Source organism: Streptomyces sp. NPDC103540 (assembly GCF_055584445.1).
In genome coordinates, this window is sequence record NZ_JBVJMA010000001.1 from 555,143 (window position 1) to 569,862 (window position 14,720).

Here is a 14,720-nt window from a genome sequence, read left to right on the forward strand (position 1 = left end):
CGGACGCCGTGGGCCCGGCCGGCATCCTGGACACCGTGAAGATCGCCGCGGCGCAGCTCACCTGCGCCCCCTCCGACGTCACCGCCAACGCCGGCCTCGCCGAGGCCCTCGCCGTACGGGCCCGCGACCAGGGGGCGGAGCTGGTGGTCTTCCCCGAACTCACCCTCACCGGCTACGCGTTGGAATCGATCGGCGCGGACCCCGGTCTGTGGCTGGGCGGCGCGGACGACCCCCGCCTGGACGGCCTGCGCTCCACCGGGACCGCCGTGGCCGTCAACGCCGCCCTGCGCGCCGAGGGGCCGCTGCCCTCCCTCGCGACGCTGGTCTACGACGCGGACGGCGCGCACGTGACCACGTACGCCAAGCAGCACCTCCACGGGCACGAACAGGACTTCTTCGCGGCGGGCGACACCGACGGGCGTTTCGAACTCGGCGGGATCCGCTTCTCGTTGGGGATCTGCTTCGACAACCACTTCCCGGACCTCGCCGACCGGGCGCGGGCCGACGGCTGCCGCGTCCATCTGGCCGGCTCCCTCTACGGAACCGGGGACGGCCGGGCCGAGCGGGCGAGCGTGTACCCCGGGATCGCGCGGGAGTACGGCCTCTACGTGGCCCTCGCCAACCACGTCGGCCCGGCGGGCCCGTGGTCGGGCTGCGGCGGCGCCGCCGTGTGGGCGCCGGGCGGGGAAGCGCTCGTCGAGGCCGACGACCGGACGCCGGACGTGGTCGTCGCCGACGTCCCGGTACGCACGGCCCCCGCGGACCGGCCCGCCCGGTAGCGGCTCAGGCCGAATCCGGCAGGAGGTGTTTGGCGCCCCACTCCCCCAGGGCCTCCAGGGCGGTGTTCAGGTCCTGTCCGAGCGGGGTCAGGGAGTACTCGACGCGCGGCGGGACCTCGTCGTGGACCTCGCGGTGGACGATGCCGTCGGCCTCCAACTCGCGCAGCTGCGCGGCGAGGACCTTCTCCGAGACCCCCGGGAGCCGTCTGCGCAGTTCCCCGAAACGGCGCGGGCAGCCCTCCAACACCCACAGGAGCGACACCTTCCACTTCCCGTCGATCACGGACATGGCCGCCGCGATCCCGCACTCGTCCGCCCCCGGCCTTCGCGTCAACGCCATCGCGCCACCCCTCCCACCTGCTCGCTCACCTCGGGGTAACCACCCACTCCGAAGTGCGTACTTGAGTACCTCACGGCCTGCCACCAGGCTAAACGTCATGACCGACACACACACCACGAAGCGCCCCCTGGCCCTGCTCGGACTCGGCGACATGGGCACCGTCCTCGCCCGCACCTGGCTCGCCGCCGACCATCCCCTCACCGTCTGGAACCGCACCGCCGCCAAGGCCGAGGCCCTGGCCCCCGAGGGCGCCCGCGTCGCCGCGACCCCCGCCGAGGCGGTGGCCTCCGCCGGGCTGGTCGTGCTGTGCCTGCTGGACGACTCCACCGTCGGCTCGGTGTTGGAGGGGCTCGACCTGACCGGCAAGGACGTGGTCAACCTGACCACCGGCACCCCGGCCGAGGGGCGGGCCCGGGCGGCCTGGGCGGCGGAGCGCGGCGCCCGGTTCGTGGACGCGGGGATCATGGGCACGCCGGCGATGGTCGGTGTCCCCGACGGGGGCGCCTACGTCCTCTACAGCGGCTCCCTCCCGCTGTTCGAGGAGCACCGGGCGACCCTGGAGGTGCCCGCCGCCGCCCGCTTCGTCGGCGAGGACCCGGGCCACGCGGCCCTGTACGACGTGGCTCTGCTGAGCGCGATGTACGGGCTGTTCGGGGGCATCTCGCACGCCTTCGCCCTGATCGAGGGCGAGGACGTCGCCCCGAAGGAGCTGGCGCCGCTGCTGTCGGAGTGGCTCGGGGCGATGGGCTTCTTCGTCGGGAGCACCGCCGAGCGGCTGACCTCGCGGGACTTCACGAGCGGGGTGGTGTCGAACCTGGCGATGCAGGTCGCCGCCTCCGGCACGCTGCTGCGCACCGCCGCCGACCAGGGGGTCAGCCCGGAGCTGATCTCCCCCTACCTGGACCTGATGCGCGAGCGCCTGGAGGCCGACCCGGCGGCCCACGGGGGCGAGGACACGGCGGGGGCGCTCACCCTCCTGCGCCGCGCGGGCTAGGACCCGTCGTCCCGTCGTCGCCCGGAGCGCGGGGCAGGCGGGAGTTCGACGACAGGCCCCGGGGCACGCGGCGGGGAGACCGGGGCGGCTTGGCCCCGGAGCTACTTGAACGAGGGCGGCGGAGGGTCGAACCCGGGCGCGGGATCGCCGGCCGCACGGTCGCCGGCCGCACGGTCGCCGGTCGCCCGGTCGCCGGTCGCCCGGTCCTCGTCCGGCTCCTCGGCGGCGTTCTCGCCCGTCAGCTCGCGGGCCATCAGCGTCGCCCCCGCCACGGCCCCCGGCATGAGGAAGACCGCGACCAGCGGGACGAGGAAGGCCAGCACCAGCGGCACGCCGAAGCCCAGCGCCAGCGCGCGGCGACCGCGCAGCAGCCGCAGCTGCTCGTCGAGGTCCACCCGGCGGCGCTGGAGGGCGACGGAGGTCAGTTCCTGGGCGAGGAAGAAGCCGGAGACGCAGAAGCCGAGCGCGGGGACCACCGTCTGCCCGATGACCGGGATGAACCCGAGGGCGAACAGCAGGATCCCGAAGAGGGCCACCCGCACCAGCAGGCGCAGGCTGTCCCGGGCGGAGATCCACAGGTCCTCCCACAGGGAGCGGCCCGACTCCGGCACCTCGCCGCCCTCGGTGCGGTCCACCTGCTCCGAGAGGGACTCGTAGAAGGGCTGGCCCACCAGCAGGGTCACGGCGGTGAAGGTGATCACCGCGAGGAACAGGCCGAGGGCGTAGACCAGGCCGGTCAGGAAGCCGCGGAAGAGGCCGAGCCAGGGCGAGGACCAGTCCGAGGCGAAGGGCGTCGCCCAGGCGGTGAAGTCGTCCGCGACGTGGAAGAGGCCGAACAGCGCGGCCGCGTAGAGCACCAGGGAGACCAGCCCCGGCAGCAGGCCGAAGCCCAGCCAGCGGCCGTGGCCCAACACCCATCTCTGCCCGGCCAGCAAGTACCGGAAGCCCCCCGCAAGATCACGCATGGGGGCAGTGTACGGCGAAGGCCGCACCCCCCGACGGGGGGTGCGGCCCACGAACGCGGAGCGCGATCAGCCGGCCAGCTCGACCGTGATGTTGCCGCGGGTGGCCTTGGAGTACGGGCAGACCTGGTGGGCCTTCTCGATGAGGTCCTTGGCGGTGGCGGCGTCCACGTTCGGGATGGAGGCCGAGATCTTGACGATCAGACCGAAGCCCTCGTCGTTCTTGCCGATGCCGACCTCGGCGGTGACGGTGGAGCCGGAGATGTCGGCGTTCTCGTTCTTCGCGACGACACCGAGGGCGCCCTGGAAGCAGGCGCTGTAGCCGGCGGCGAACAGCTGCTCGGGGTTGGTGCCCTCGCCGCTGCCGCCGAGCTCCTTCGGCGGGTTCACGACGACGTCGAGCTTGCCGTCGTTGGTGGCGACGCGGCCGTCGCGGCCGTTCTCGGCGGTGGCGACAGCGGTGTACGCGACGTCGGACTGCGTGATGGACATGAAGTGGATCCTCCAGGTGTATCGCCGTGACTCGCGCCCACGATCACGACGGCATGGAGTGAGCCTAGCGGGTGAACGAAACGATCATCTTTCCGGTGTTCTCTCCGCGCAGCATTCCGAGGAAGGCCTCGGTGGCGTTCTCGACGCCCTCGACGACCGTCTCGTCGTAGCGCAGCTCGCCGGAGGCGAGCCAGCCGGCCACGTCCGCGACGAACTGGTCCTGGAGGCCGGCGTGGTCCCCGACCAGCACGCCCTGCAGGCGCAGGCGCTTGCCGATGATGGCCATCATGTTGCGCGGACCGGGGGCGGCGTCCGTGTCGTTGTAGTGGGCGATGGCCCCGCACAGGGTGGCCCGGCCGTGCACCTTGAGGGAGGAGATGGCCGCCTCCAGGTGGTCGCCGCCGACGTTGTCGAAGTAGACGTCGATGCCCTCGGGGGCGGCGTCGCGCAGCTGCTCGGCGACGGGGCCGTTCTTGTAGTTGAAGGCGGCGTCGAAGCCGTACTTCTCCGTGAGGAGCGTCACCTTCTCGTCCGAGCCGGCGGAGCCGATGACCCGGGAGGCGCCCTTGATCCGCGCGAACTGGCCCACGAGGCTGCCGACCGCGCCCGCCGCGCCCGAGACGAAGACGGCGTCGCCCTCCTTGAAGGACGCGACCTCGAAGAGGCCGGCGTAGGCGGTCAGGCCCGGCATGCCGAGGACGCCGAGGTAGGTGGAGAGGGGGGCGAGCGAGGCGTCGACCTTGGTGGCGTACTGCGCGTCGAGGTCGGCGTACTCGCGCCAGCCCAGGTGGTGCAGGACGTGGTCGCCCACCGCGAAGCCCTCGGCGGCGGAGGCCACGACCTCGCCGACCGCGCCGCCCTGCATCGGCTCGTCGAGCCGGAAGGGCGGGACGTAGGACTTCACGTCGTTCATGCGACCGCGCATGTACGGGTCCACGGACATGTGGAGGTTGCGGACCAGGATCCGGCCGGGGGCGGGCTCGGCGGACACGGGGACCTCACGGAGGGCGAAGTCCTCGGCGACGGGCCAGCCCTGCGGGCGACGGACGAGGTGCCACTCGCGGCTGACGGCGGGGATCTGAGACATGCGGGGCTCCTGAACGAGGGGAAATGCTTCAGAACGTGAAACAACCATGCGCCTGGATATTTCATGTTGTCAAGTAAATGGGTACGCTGGTGTCATGCCCAGTCGCCGCACAGACCCAGTGACCGTCGAGGTCGTCGAGCTCATCGGCGACGTCGTGGCCCGCTACCACATGGAGTACGAGGACGCGGCTGCCCGCCACCAGCTCACGGGCGCCCAGGCCAGGGTGCTGACGCTGCTGGCCGTGGAGCCGCTGCCGATGCGCCGCATCGCGCGCAAGCTGCGCTGTGAACCGTCGAACGTCACCGGCATCATCGACCGGCTGGAGAGCCGCGGGCTGGTCGCGCGCCACCCGGACCCGGCGGACCGCCGGGTGAAGCTGGCCGCGCTCACGGAGGAGGGGACGCAGACCGCGGATCGACTGCGCGAGTCCCTGGACTTCGCGAGGGAACCGCTGGCCGGCCTCTCGGCGCAGGAGCGGGAGGCCCTGCGGGACCTACTCAGGCGGATGCTGGCCTGACCGCCGCGCGGGGCCGGGGCCTGCCGGGCGGGGCCGGGCCGCCGGGGCCGGGCCGGGCCGCCGGGGCCGGGCCGGGCCGGGCGGCCATCGCGGGACGTACCAGGCCTGGGCCGTACCGGCGCGCCCGTGCCGGGCGGGGCCGGGCCGCCGGGGCCGGGCCGGGGCACCGGCTCAGAGGCAGTTCCACCAGTCCCAGATGCTGCAGCTCTCCGTCTGCGTCGGCGTCGGGGTGGGCTTCGGCTTCGGCCCCTTGCCCGGCTTGGTCGCCGTCGGCGTCGGGGTCCGCCCGGGCGGCTGCGCCGAGCCGGTCGCGCCCGACGTGGGCGCCCCCGACTTCGTGGGCCGTACGACTCCCTCCGCCCCGGTGGCACCGGGCGTCGGCCCCGTCCCCGCGGAGGCGGAGGCGCTCCCGCTCGCACCCGGCTGCGCGGTGCCGCCGGTGCCGGACGCGGGACCGGGCGTCTTCGCCACCCGCCCGGAGGCCTTCGCCGAGGGCAGGGCGGAGGGCGCCGCGGGCAGACCGTCGGCGTCGGGCGGGGTCTGCGGGTCCCGTGGGCCCGCGTCGTCGGTGAGCACCACCTCGTTGGCCCGGTCCACACCCTGGTCGTCGGTCACGATGCGCCCGACCGCGATGGACCCGCCGGTCGCGAGCACGAGCCCGAGCCCGACCGTGAGCGCGGTACGGCCGCCCCACCGCCGGCCCGCGCCGCGCCGCCGGGCGCCGGCGCGGCCCCCGTCGGCGGGGCCGGACAGGACGACCAGGGAATCGGCGAAGACCTCGGCGAGCGCGGGCTGCGGGACGGGGGCGGCCGTCGGGGCGGGGCCCGGCGCCGCGGTCGTCAGGTACTCGGCCGGGGTTCCGCACCCGGCGCACGCGAGCGCGCCGTTGAGGTGTCTGCGACAGGAGGGGCAGTAGTTCATGGCGCCCGCAGGCTATGCGCTTCCCGGCAACAGCAGTATTCCGGGAACGTAAGGATCCTGTGTGGAATCGTTTCGTCCATGACCGCGACCCCGCCTGCGGGCGCCCGGGGAACCTTCGGGCCGTACGCCTTCCAGCTGGTGCTCCTGCGCAGGATGGCCGACTTCCGGCCGGACCTCGCCGAGGAGGCGCGGCTGCGGCTGGGGGCCTCGCCCGCCGAGCAGCGGGAGGCGAACCGGCGCTGGCAGGCGATGGTCCGCTCGCCCCGCTCGCGCGGGGCCCTGGCCCGCTACCGGTCGGCCCTGGGACCGCCCGAGTCGACCGAATCCCGCCGGATCGGCGACCTGCGGTGCGAGGCCCTGCTGTGGCCGGTGGGGCTCTGGCCGGACCTGCGCTTCGAGGTGCTGGCGGGTCCGGACGGGGCGGTGTGGAACGAGTGGCTGGTGCGGGCCCCGGGCGCGCGGGGCCCCGTACTGGAGTCGGCCGCGGACCTGCGGCCGTGGTCCGCGACCGTCGACGAGGTGGCCCGGGCCTTCGCGCCGGTCCGGCCGATGGAGGGCACCGCGCCGACCCGATGGCGCCTCGCCTTCACGGCCGGCGGCGAGGTGCTGGTGGCGGAGTTCACGTACGGACTGCTCCAGCGGGTGTCGCCCGCGAGCGGGCCGCTACCCGGCGGCTCGGCATGAGCCGGCCGCCGCGGGGCTAGCCGGCCAGGAAGGCGCGGACCCCGGCCGAGGTGGGTTCGTCGCCGAGGAGGTCGTTGTGCTTCAGGCAGCCGACCGGGGTGTTGAGCGCGCCGGCGAGGGGGACGCTGTCGTCCGGGTTGACCACCTCGTCGCAGTTCGACCAGAAGGTGGCGTACTTGACCGCGCCGGGGGTCTCGTCCCCGGAGGCCAGGTTCCTCACCACGTACGAGCCCGGGGTCATGTCCCGGCAGGCCTGGTCCCACAGGGCGCACGCCCACGCGGTGGAGGTGCCGCGGTTGGGGCCGGCCAGCGAGACCCAGTGGTCGACGACCCTCTCGCCGCCGCCGTACTTGACGTACCAACGGCTGACGAGGGATCCGAAGGAGTGGCTCACGATGTCCACCCGCGCGGCGCCGGTGCGCCGGCGCACCTCGTCGACGTGGGCGGCGAGGCGGCCGGAGAGCACCTCGTTGACGGACTGGTGGGTGTCGTAGCCCCAGGAGGAGATCCTGTCGTCGGCGTACCCGTCGGCCCTCAGGTCCTCGCGCAGCGACCCCCAGACCCCCGGGTCCGCGTTGTACCCGTGGACCAGGACCACGGGGTTGCGGGTCGCCCCGGCTCCCGGGGCGACCTGATCGGCCGTCCGTTCCGAGGCCTGCGCCGGCAGGGGGGCGAGGAGGGCGAGTGCGAGGGTCGGGAAGGCCAGGATCTTCTGGCGGGCCGTCAGCATCGTGTCCCCTTTACCTTGTTACGCGCGAGTAGCGCGGACGGTGCGCGCATCGTCGTGCCTGTCGGTACAGAAATCCACCCCCGTGCAGCACTTCCGGCCCGCCCGCCTCACCCCGGCCGGAGCATCTCAACGGGCGACATACCCCATTTACCCGAGAAGATATGAATTGCGACCGGCAACCGCCGGTCGCATCGCGTCAGCGCACTCGGGAGGAACTGCCGTGACCGTCAGTCTTGAGCAGCTGCGCCGCTGCCACGTCGCCGTCGACCTGGGAGCCGCCAGGACCCGTGTCTACGTCAAGGGCGCCGGACTGGTCGTCGACGAGCCCAGCGTCGCCGCGGTGAACACCCGCACCGGCGCGCTCATCGCCGTGGGCACCTTCGCCGAACGGATGACCGGCCGCACACCCGACTACATCCGCGTCGCCCGCCCCGTCTCCGGCGGCACCGTCGTCGACATCGAGATGGCCCAGCGGATGCTGCGTCACCTCCTCGGCGAGAAGCTCCGCCGCGCGCTGCGCCGCAAGCCCCGCCTGCGGGCCGCCGCCTGCACCCCGCACGACGCCGACCCGCTGGCGCAGCGCGCGACGGTGGAGACGTTGGTCGGGCTCGGGGCGCGCCGCGTCGAACTCGTCGACACCCTGATCGCGGCGGCCGTCGGCTGCGGCCTGCCCGTGGAGCAGCCGACCGCGACGATGATCATGGTGTGCGGAGCGGCGACCACCCAGGTGGCCGTCCTCTCCCTCGGATCGATCGTCACCGCGGAACGGATCCCGGTCGGCGGCGAGGCCATCGACCACGCGGTGGTCCAGCACCTGCGGCACGCGCACGAACTGATGCTGCCGAGCCAGGCCGTCCGCCCCCTCCAGCTGGCCCTGCACGGCAACGGCATCACCGCCCAGGGTCCGGCGTCCACCCTGATCCACGGACGCGACGTCGCCACCGGACTGGCCCGCTCCGTACAGGTGGACACGGCCGCCGTCCGCGACGCCATCCACACCCCCCTGACCGCCGTCCTCGACGGCATCGGCAAGGTGCTGCGGGACTGCCCGCCCGACCTGGTCGCGGACCTGACGGACCGGGGGATCATGATGGTGGGCGGCAGCGCCCGGCTGCCGGGCCTGGACCAGATGCTGCGGGACGCGACCGGAATGCCCGTGGCCATCGCGGAACGGCCGGACGTGTGCGCCGTGCAGGGGCTCGGCGCGATGCTCGAAGGGAAGATCGCACCCATGGTCCTCAACCCGCTGTCCGAATGACGCCTGATGCACGTCCGCGGACCGGGCGAACAGCCGGGCAGACGGGTCCCGAACCCGGACCCGGACCCGGACCCGGACCCGGACCCGGCCACGACGGTGACGAACCGTCGCCTTCCACCCTGCCCGTGCTGTTGGAGGCGGTCCTCAGCGTCGGCTCCGACCTGGAGCTGCGCACCACCCTCCAGCACATCGTGGAGTCGGCGACCGACCTGTGCGGCGCACGGTACGGGGCGCTCGGGGTCGTCGACCCCGAGCGCGGCCGGCTCACCCAGCTGTTCACCGCCGGGATCACCGACACCGAACGGGACGCGATCGGCCGACTGCCCGACGGGCACAGCGGCGTGCTCGGCGCGCTCATCACCGACCCGCGCCCGCTGCTGCTGGAGGACCTCACCCTCGACCCGCGCGCGACGGGCTTCCCGCCCGGGCACCCGCCGATGCGCGGGTTCCTCGGCGTCCCGATCCGGGTGCACACCGAGGTCTTCGGCAACCTCTACCTCACCGAGAAGCACGACGGGGCGCCCTTCACCGACGAGGACCTCGCGCTGGCCCGGGTGCTCGCGGCGCAGGCCGGCATAGCGATCGGCAACGCCCGGCTGTACGAGACCGCGCGCCGGCGGGAGCGGTGGATCGAGGGCGCGGCCGCCGTGACCACCACCCTGCTGGCCGGCAGCCCGGCCGCCGACGCGCTCATGTGCGTGGCCGAACGGGCCCGGCTGCTGGCCGACGCGGCGGCCGGGGTGGTGCTCCAGCCGACCCCGGAGGGCGGCATGGAGATCGTGGCCGCGTCCACCCACGGGGACCCGGGGGACCTGGTGGGCACCGCCATCGCGCCGGGCTCGCCGGTGCTGGTCCAGCTCCTGGGCGGCGAACCCGTCTTCATCGAGGACTCGGCGACGGATCCCCGGATGACCACGCACGTGAGGGAACGTTTCGGCCCGAGCATGATGCTGCCGCTCCAGAGCGGCGGGCAGCTCATCGGGACGCTCGCGCTGCCGCGCGCCCGGGGCGGCCTCCCGTACGACGCGGTGGACAGGCTGCTGGCCTCCCAGTTCGCCTCGCAGGCGGCGCTGGCGCTGGTACTGGCCGACGCCCAGCACGACCGCGAGCAGTTGGCGGTGTACGAGGACCGGGACCGCATCGCGCGGGACCTGCACGATCTGGTGGTCCAGCGGCTGTTCGCGACGGAGATGATGCTGGAGAGCACCCGACGCCGGTCCTCCAACGCGCCGGCCGGGGACACGGTGGGCGAGGAGCTGAGCCGGGCCGTGGACGAGCTGGACTCCACGATCCAGGAGGTCCGCACCGCCATCTTCGCCCTCCAACAGCCGCCCACGGACGCCCCCACGACGTTCCGGGGACGGGTGCTGCGCGAGACGGGCGGGGCGGCCGTGCTGCTGGGCTTCCAGCCGTCGGTGCACTTCGCGGGCGCGGTGGACGCACTGCTGCCGGACCCCGTGACCACGGAGCTGCTGTCGGCCCTGCGCGGCGCCCTCGCGGCGGCGCACCGGCGCAGCGGGGTTGGCTCGATCGAGGTCGAGATCGACGCGACGGCCTCCCGGGTCCGCCTCACCGTCTCCGACGACGGCGCGACGGAGTCGAGCACCCGGGGCACGACGGTGACGTGGGAGTCCCCGCTGTAACACCGGCACCGCGACCGCGACGGAATCGGAAGCGCAACCGCGACGGGACCCGGACGGGAAGCGGGAAGCGGGACCCGGACCGCCCCGGCCGGGCCGGGCCCCCGGGGCGGGGCGCCCGCACAGCCCGGCACCACTCCCCCGGGGACCCCGCCCCGCAACCCCGCCCGCCCGGGCCGGGACCGCGCCCGCGGCGCGCGGGTGGGGATCCCGGCGCGGGATCCCCGCCCGGCTCCCGGGCCCGGGGTGTCTTGTGGATCACGCCACGGCCCCGGCCCGAACCGTCCGTCACCACCTAGTGTGTGGGCGTGACGACCCGCCTCTCGGCCCGCGCGGCCATCGCCTCCTTCACCGACCCCGGCAGCTTCGTCGAACTCCCCGCGCCACCGCGGGAGTCGCCGGACGACGGCCCCCTCGGCTGGACGGGCTACGACGCCTCCCGCGCCCGGGCCACCGCGCGCACCGGTGAGACCGAGTCCGTCGTCACCGGTACCGCCCTCATCGGGGGCCGCCCGGCCGCGGTGGTCTCCTTCGAGTTCGGCTTCCTCGGCGGCTCGCTCGGCCAACGCACCGGAGACCGGCTCGAAGCCGCGTACACCCACGCTCGGGAACGCCGCCTGCCGCTCGTGTCCCTCATCGCCACCGGCGGGTCCCGGATGCAGGAGGGGATGCTCGCGCTGTCCCAGCTCCAGCGCGTCGCCCGGCAGGGCGTGCTGACCCGCGCCGCCGGGCTGCCGCAGATCGCCGTGCTGCGCGACCCCACCACCGGCGGCGGTTGGGCCACCCTCGGCGCCGGCGCCGACGTGGTGCTGGCGCTGCCCGGGGCGCAGGTCGGCTTCGCCGGATCCCGGGTGCGGCCCGCCGACGCCGACCCGGCCGCCTACACCGCCGAGGGCCAGTACGCGGCCGGGCACGTCGACGCCGTCGTGCCCGCACCGGAGCTGTCCGGCGTCCTCGCCGACTGGCTGCGGGTGTTGGCCGCGCCCCGCCCGACCGCTCCGGTCGACCCCCCGGCCGCGCCGGCCGACGTGGCGGCCCCCGCGACCGGCTGGGAGGCCGTCCTCCAGGCCCGCCACCCCGACCGGCCGCGCGCCGAGGCCTACCTGGACGCCTGGTTCGAGCTGCGCCTGCCGCTGTCCGGAGACCGCGCCGGCGGCGTCGACCCGGGCATGCTGTGCGGGTTCGGGCTGCACGAGGGGCGGGCCGTGGCGTACGCCGCCCAGTGCGGCACCGCCACCCGCCCGGCCGGCTACCGTACGGCCACCCGCGTCATCCGCCTCGCCGACCGGCTCGGGATCCCGGTGCTCACCCTGGTGGACACCCCCGGCGCGGCCAACGACGCCGCGGCCGAACACGCGGGCGCGGGCGCGGCCATCGCCGACACCTTCGCGGCGGTCGCGGCGGCCGGCGTCCCCGTGACCACCCTGCTCATCGGCGAGGGCGGCTCCGGCGGCGCCCTCGCCCTCGCCGCGCCCGGGAACACCTGGGTGACCCCGGACAGCTACTTCTCGGTCATCGCCCCGGAACTGGCGGCGGCCATCCTCAAGCGCCCCGCCGAGGAGGCCCCCGCCACCGCCGACCAGCTCCGCGTCCGCCCCCAGGACCTGGTGGCCCTGGGGGTGGCCCGCGGCATCGTGACCCCGCCGGCGGCGCGGCGGCAGGAGCGGGAGGTCTAGAAGCGGCGCGGCAGCTTCACGTCCACCGCGTACAGGCGGGTGATCTGCTGCGGGAACTCGTTGTCGTCACTGGCCAGCAGGAGCCGGATCCGCCCGGATCCCCCGTCCCGCGTCACGACCATGGCCTCGACGTTGTCGACGAGGGGGTGGTTCTGCGGCAGCTTCGAGGGGGCGCCCAGCGTCGGGCAGTCGTTCAGGTCGCCGATCGGCGTCTTGCGCGCGACCCGCAGGCGCGGGCCCTCGGTCAGGGTCTCCACCTTCGAGGTGTCGCTCGCGCCCAGCGGGTCGGCGACGTACAGCCGTACCGTGATCGCGAACTCCCGGGTGAAGCCGCGCTCCAGCACGATCAACCGGCCGTCGCGGGTCGGGGCGAGTTCGACCAGGCCGTGGCCCGGGTCCACGGGGTAGGCGTACTGCCGGCCGAGGGTGAACTCCCCGTTCGCGCGCCGCTCCCAGGTCTGGATCCGCTGGAGGGTACGGCCCCGCGCGTCCTTGCCGTCCCCGGCCAGGGGGCCCTCCACCCCGGCGACCAGGGTGCGGCCTCCGGGCAGCAGGGTCAGCGATTCGAAGGTCTGGTTCGGCGTGGCCCGCCCCGGGGCGGTCGTGGCGAACGCGGGCGGGACGGGCAGCGTGGCCAGCACCCGGCCGTCGCGGGCGTGGCGCCGGATCGCGGGGGCCGTCTCGTCGGTGACGAGGTAGGTGCCGTCGCGGTCGACGACCACGCCCTCGGAATCGAGGACCCGTCCGGCTCCGTCGCTCAACGGCAGGCGGGCCCGGGCCGTGGCCGTCGGGGTGTCCCCGCGGGCGACGTCCAGCCGGTACAGGGCCGACTTGTCGGAGACGGCGGCCACGGTGCCGTCCCGGTCGAGGGCGAGCCCGGAGACGCCCCCGACGAGCTTCCCGTCGAGCACGGCCTTGTCGAGCGCGTCGGAGTACCCGCGCACGGACAGGTGGGGCGAGCAGGCCCGGTCGTCCTCGGGGGCCGCGACGGCCGGCGGCGCGAGCGCGCCGGCGAGGGCCGCGGTGGCCACCGCGGTGCTGAGGAGCGTACGAAGACGCATGGAGGTGTTCTCCCGGAGTGTTCGGCGGGGCGCGGACGGGCGCGGACAGTACTGCCGAACTGTCATATGGCTGATCGAAACAAAACGGAAGACGCGGCAACAGGACCGCAAAGAACCCGCCGACTCCCGTTCACATCCGGGCCGCCCGCGGGATCCGCGCCCGCCCACCCGGCCGCCCGACCGGGGCCCGGGCCGCCCCCGCCCTCAGGCCTGCGGGGAGCGGGCGTCGTAACGGGCGAAGTTCCTCCAGCGCGCGGCGAGCAGGACCACCACCAGTACGCACGCCAGACCGCCGCCGGTGACGGCCACGGCCGGGGAGGTGAGGTCGGCGGCGGTCCCGGCGAGGAAGTCGCCGAGCCGGGGACCGCCCGCGACGACCACGATGAACACGCCCTGGAGCCGCCCCCGCATGCCGTCCGGGGTGGCGGTCTGGAGCATCGTCGTACGGAACACCATCGAGACGGTGTCCGCGCACCCGGCGACGGCCAGGAAGAACAGCCCGAGCCAGAGGTCGCGCGTCAGCCCGAAGACGGCGATGGCCAGACCCCAGGCGGCGACGGACAGCAGGATCGCCAGCCCGTGCCGGTGGACGCGGCCCTGCCAACCGGAGAACAGGCCGCCCAGCAGCGCCCCCACGGCGGGCGCGGCCACCAGCAGGCCGACGGTGCGCGCGTCACCGCCGTACCAGAGCACGGCGACGGCCGGGAACAGCGCCCGCGGATGGGCCAGCACCATGGCGGCCAGGTCGGAGAAGAACGTCATCCGGATGTTGGGCCGGGTCCCGAGGAAGCGCAGCCCGTCCAGCACCGAGGCCCGTCCCTGCCGCGCCCCACCCTCGGGCAGCATCGAGGGCAGCCGCCACATGGCGTACAGGGCGGCGGCGAAGGTGACCGCGTCGATCAGGTACGCCGCCTGGTAGCCCCACCAGCCGACGATCAGCCCGCCGAGGACGGGGCCCGCCATCGTCCCGGAGGTCATGGTGACGGAGTTCAACGCGTTGGCCGCGGGCAGCTGCTCGGCGGGCAGCAGGCGCGGGATCATCGCCGAGCGGGCCGGTCCGGCCAGGGCCCCGCACAGGGCCTGGAGGGCGACGACCGTGTAGAGGAGCCAGACCCGGTGGTAGTCGAGGAGGGCGGCCGCCGCCAGGGCCACGGAGAGCGCGGTGAGGCCCAGCGAGCTGTACAGGCCGAGCTTGCGCCGGTCCACGCTGTCGGCGATGGCGCCGCCGTAGAGACCGAAGGCCACGAGCGGGACCAGGGAGAACAGCCCGACGAGGCCGACCGCGAAATTGGATCCGGTGATCTCGTAGACCTGGAGCGAGATGGCGAGCGCCGTCATCGCCTGGCCCGTCCACGAGACCGTGCCGCCGATCCACAACCGCCGGTAGTCCGCGGAGGTGCGCAGGGGCGTCAGGTCGGCGAGTATGCGGCGCCGCGGGCGGGAGGGGGTCGTCGTACCGGTCACAGCGGATGATAACCACCACCCGCTCGAAGGCCCCTGGGGTCGAGGGGGGACGTTCACACACCCGCAACGTCCTCCCCACCCGAATCCACGGCCCCAGAGCCGTTTCCCCCTTGCC

15 protein-coding genes are annotated in these 14,720 nt (G+C 74.5%); 7 read left to right on the forward strand and 8 right to left on the reverse strand.

The annotated features are described in order from the left end of the window. Positions 1 to 35: 35 nt before the first annotated feature. Complete coding sequence (locus ACZ6ZI_RS02505; RefSeq protein WP_469514776.1) at positions 36 to 779, forward strand: carbon-nitrogen hydrolase family protein; 744 nt, start codon at positions 36 to 38, stop codon at positions 777 to 779. A 4-nt stretch (positions 780 to 783) separates the two neighbouring features. Here the strand turns inward: ACZ6ZI_RS02505 and ACZ6ZI_RS02510 are convergent, their stop codons facing one another. After that, positions 784 to 1,119, reverse strand: coding sequence for a winged helix-turn-helix transcriptional regulator (locus ACZ6ZI_RS02510; RefSeq protein ID WP_469514779.1), 336 nt, complete (start codon positions 1,117 to 1,119; stop codon positions 784 to 786). Positions 1,120 to 1,216: 97 nt separating this feature from the next. Between ACZ6ZI_RS02510 and ACZ6ZI_RS02515 the strand changes: the two genes are divergently transcribed. Then, on the forward strand, positions 1,217 to 2,113 hold the full coding sequence (locus tag ACZ6ZI_RS02515) for an NAD(P)-dependent oxidoreductase (protein ID WP_469514782.1): 897 nt from the start codon (positions 1,217 to 1,219) through the stop codon (positions 2,111 to 2,113). Positions 2,114 to 2,214: 101 nt separating this feature from the next. Here ACZ6ZI_RS02515 and ACZ6ZI_RS02520 read toward each other — a convergent pair whose 3' ends face one another. From ACZ6ZI_RS02520 to ACZ6ZI_RS02530, 3 genes are all read right to left on the reverse strand, one after another. Then, positions 2,215 to 3,078, reverse strand: a complete 864-nt coding sequence (locus tag ACZ6ZI_RS02520; RefSeq protein WP_469514785.1) for an EI24 domain-containing protein — start codon at positions 3,076 to 3,078, stop codon at positions 2,215 to 2,217. Positions 3,079 to 3,144: 66 nt separating this feature from the next. Continuing rightward, complete coding sequence (locus ACZ6ZI_RS02525; protein ID WP_363060890.1) at positions 3,145 to 3,567, reverse strand: organic hydroperoxide resistance protein; 423 nt, start codon at positions 3,565 to 3,567, stop codon at positions 3,145 to 3,147. Positions 3,568 to 3,631: 64 nt separating this feature from the next. Next, positions 3,632 to 4,654: an NADP-dependent oxidoreductase gene (locus ACZ6ZI_RS02530; RefSeq protein ID WP_469514790.1), complete on the reverse strand. Its 1,023-nt coding sequence runs from the start codon at positions 4,652 to 4,654 to the stop codon at positions 3,632 to 3,634. Between the two features lie 94 nt (positions 4,655 to 4,748). Between ACZ6ZI_RS02530 and ACZ6ZI_RS02535 the strand changes: the two genes are divergently transcribed. After that, on the forward strand, positions 4,749 to 5,171 hold the full coding sequence (locus tag ACZ6ZI_RS02535; protein WP_469514793.1) for a MarR family winged helix-turn-helix transcriptional regulator: 423 nt from the start codon (positions 4,749 to 4,751) through the stop codon (positions 5,169 to 5,171). A 171-nt stretch (positions 5,172 to 5,342) separates the two neighbouring features. Here ACZ6ZI_RS02535 and ACZ6ZI_RS02540 read toward each other — a convergent pair whose 3' ends face one another. After that, on the reverse strand, positions 5,343 to 6,092 hold the full coding sequence (locus tag ACZ6ZI_RS02540) for an SCO2400 family protein (RefSeq protein WP_469514796.1): 750 nt from the start codon (positions 6,090 to 6,092) through the stop codon (positions 5,343 to 5,345). 78 nt (positions 6,093 to 6,170) lie between these two features. Here ACZ6ZI_RS02540 and ACZ6ZI_RS02545 point away from each other — a divergent pair, with 78 nt between their 5' ends. Then, complete coding sequence (locus tag ACZ6ZI_RS02545) at positions 6,171 to 6,776, forward strand: hypothetical protein (RefSeq protein WP_469514799.1); 606 nt, start codon at positions 6,171 to 6,173, stop codon at positions 6,774 to 6,776. 16 nt (positions 6,777 to 6,792) lie between these two features. Here the strand turns inward: ACZ6ZI_RS02545 and ACZ6ZI_RS02550 are convergent, their stop codons facing one another. Further along, positions 6,793 to 7,506: an esterase/lipase family protein gene (locus tag ACZ6ZI_RS02550; RefSeq protein WP_469514802.1), complete on the reverse strand. Its 714-nt coding sequence runs from the start codon at positions 7,504 to 7,506 to the stop codon at positions 6,793 to 6,795. 220 nt (positions 7,507 to 7,726) lie between these two features. Between ACZ6ZI_RS02550 and ACZ6ZI_RS02555 the strand changes: the two genes are divergently transcribed. The 3 genes from ACZ6ZI_RS02555 (at position 7,727) to ACZ6ZI_RS02565 (ending at position 12,080) form a co-directional block, all read left to right on the forward strand. Then, the gene (locus tag ACZ6ZI_RS02555) at positions 7,727 to 8,764 is read left to right on the forward strand and encodes a rod shape-determining protein (protein WP_363060902.1); all 1,038 of its coding nucleotides are present in this window, start codon (positions 7,727 to 7,729) and stop codon (positions 8,762 to 8,764) included. Further along, positions 8,761 to 10,407 carry a GAF domain-containing sensor histidine kinase gene (locus tag ACZ6ZI_RS02560; RefSeq protein WP_469514805.1) on the forward strand — a complete coding sequence of 549 codons (1,647 nt, stop codon included), beginning with the start codon at positions 8,761 to 8,763 and terminating at the stop codon, positions 10,405 to 10,407. The genes ACZ6ZI_RS02555 and ACZ6ZI_RS02560 overlap by 4 nt, the downstream gene beginning before the upstream one ends. Positions 10,408 to 10,712: 305 nt before the next feature. Further along, complete coding sequence (locus tag ACZ6ZI_RS02565; RefSeq protein WP_469514808.1) at positions 10,713 to 12,080, forward strand: carboxyl transferase domain-containing protein; 1,368 nt, start codon at positions 10,713 to 10,715, stop codon at positions 12,078 to 12,080. Here ACZ6ZI_RS02565 and ACZ6ZI_RS02570 read toward each other — a convergent pair. Both ACZ6ZI_RS02570 and ACZ6ZI_RS02575 read right to left on the reverse strand, forming a co-directional pair. Continuing rightward, positions 12,077 to 13,141: an esterase-like activity of phytase family protein gene (locus tag ACZ6ZI_RS02570; protein ID WP_469514812.1), complete on the reverse strand. Its 1,065-nt coding sequence runs from the start codon at positions 13,139 to 13,141 to the stop codon at positions 12,077 to 12,079. The two genes, ACZ6ZI_RS02565 and ACZ6ZI_RS02570, sit on opposite strands and share 4 nt — an antisense overlap. 204 nt (positions 13,142 to 13,345) lie before the next feature. Then, positions 13,346 to 14,605, reverse strand: a complete 1,260-nt coding sequence (locus ACZ6ZI_RS02575; protein ID WP_469514815.1) for an MFS transporter — start codon at positions 14,603 to 14,605, stop codon at positions 13,346 to 13,348. Positions 14,606 to 14,720: the final 115 nt, after the last annotated feature.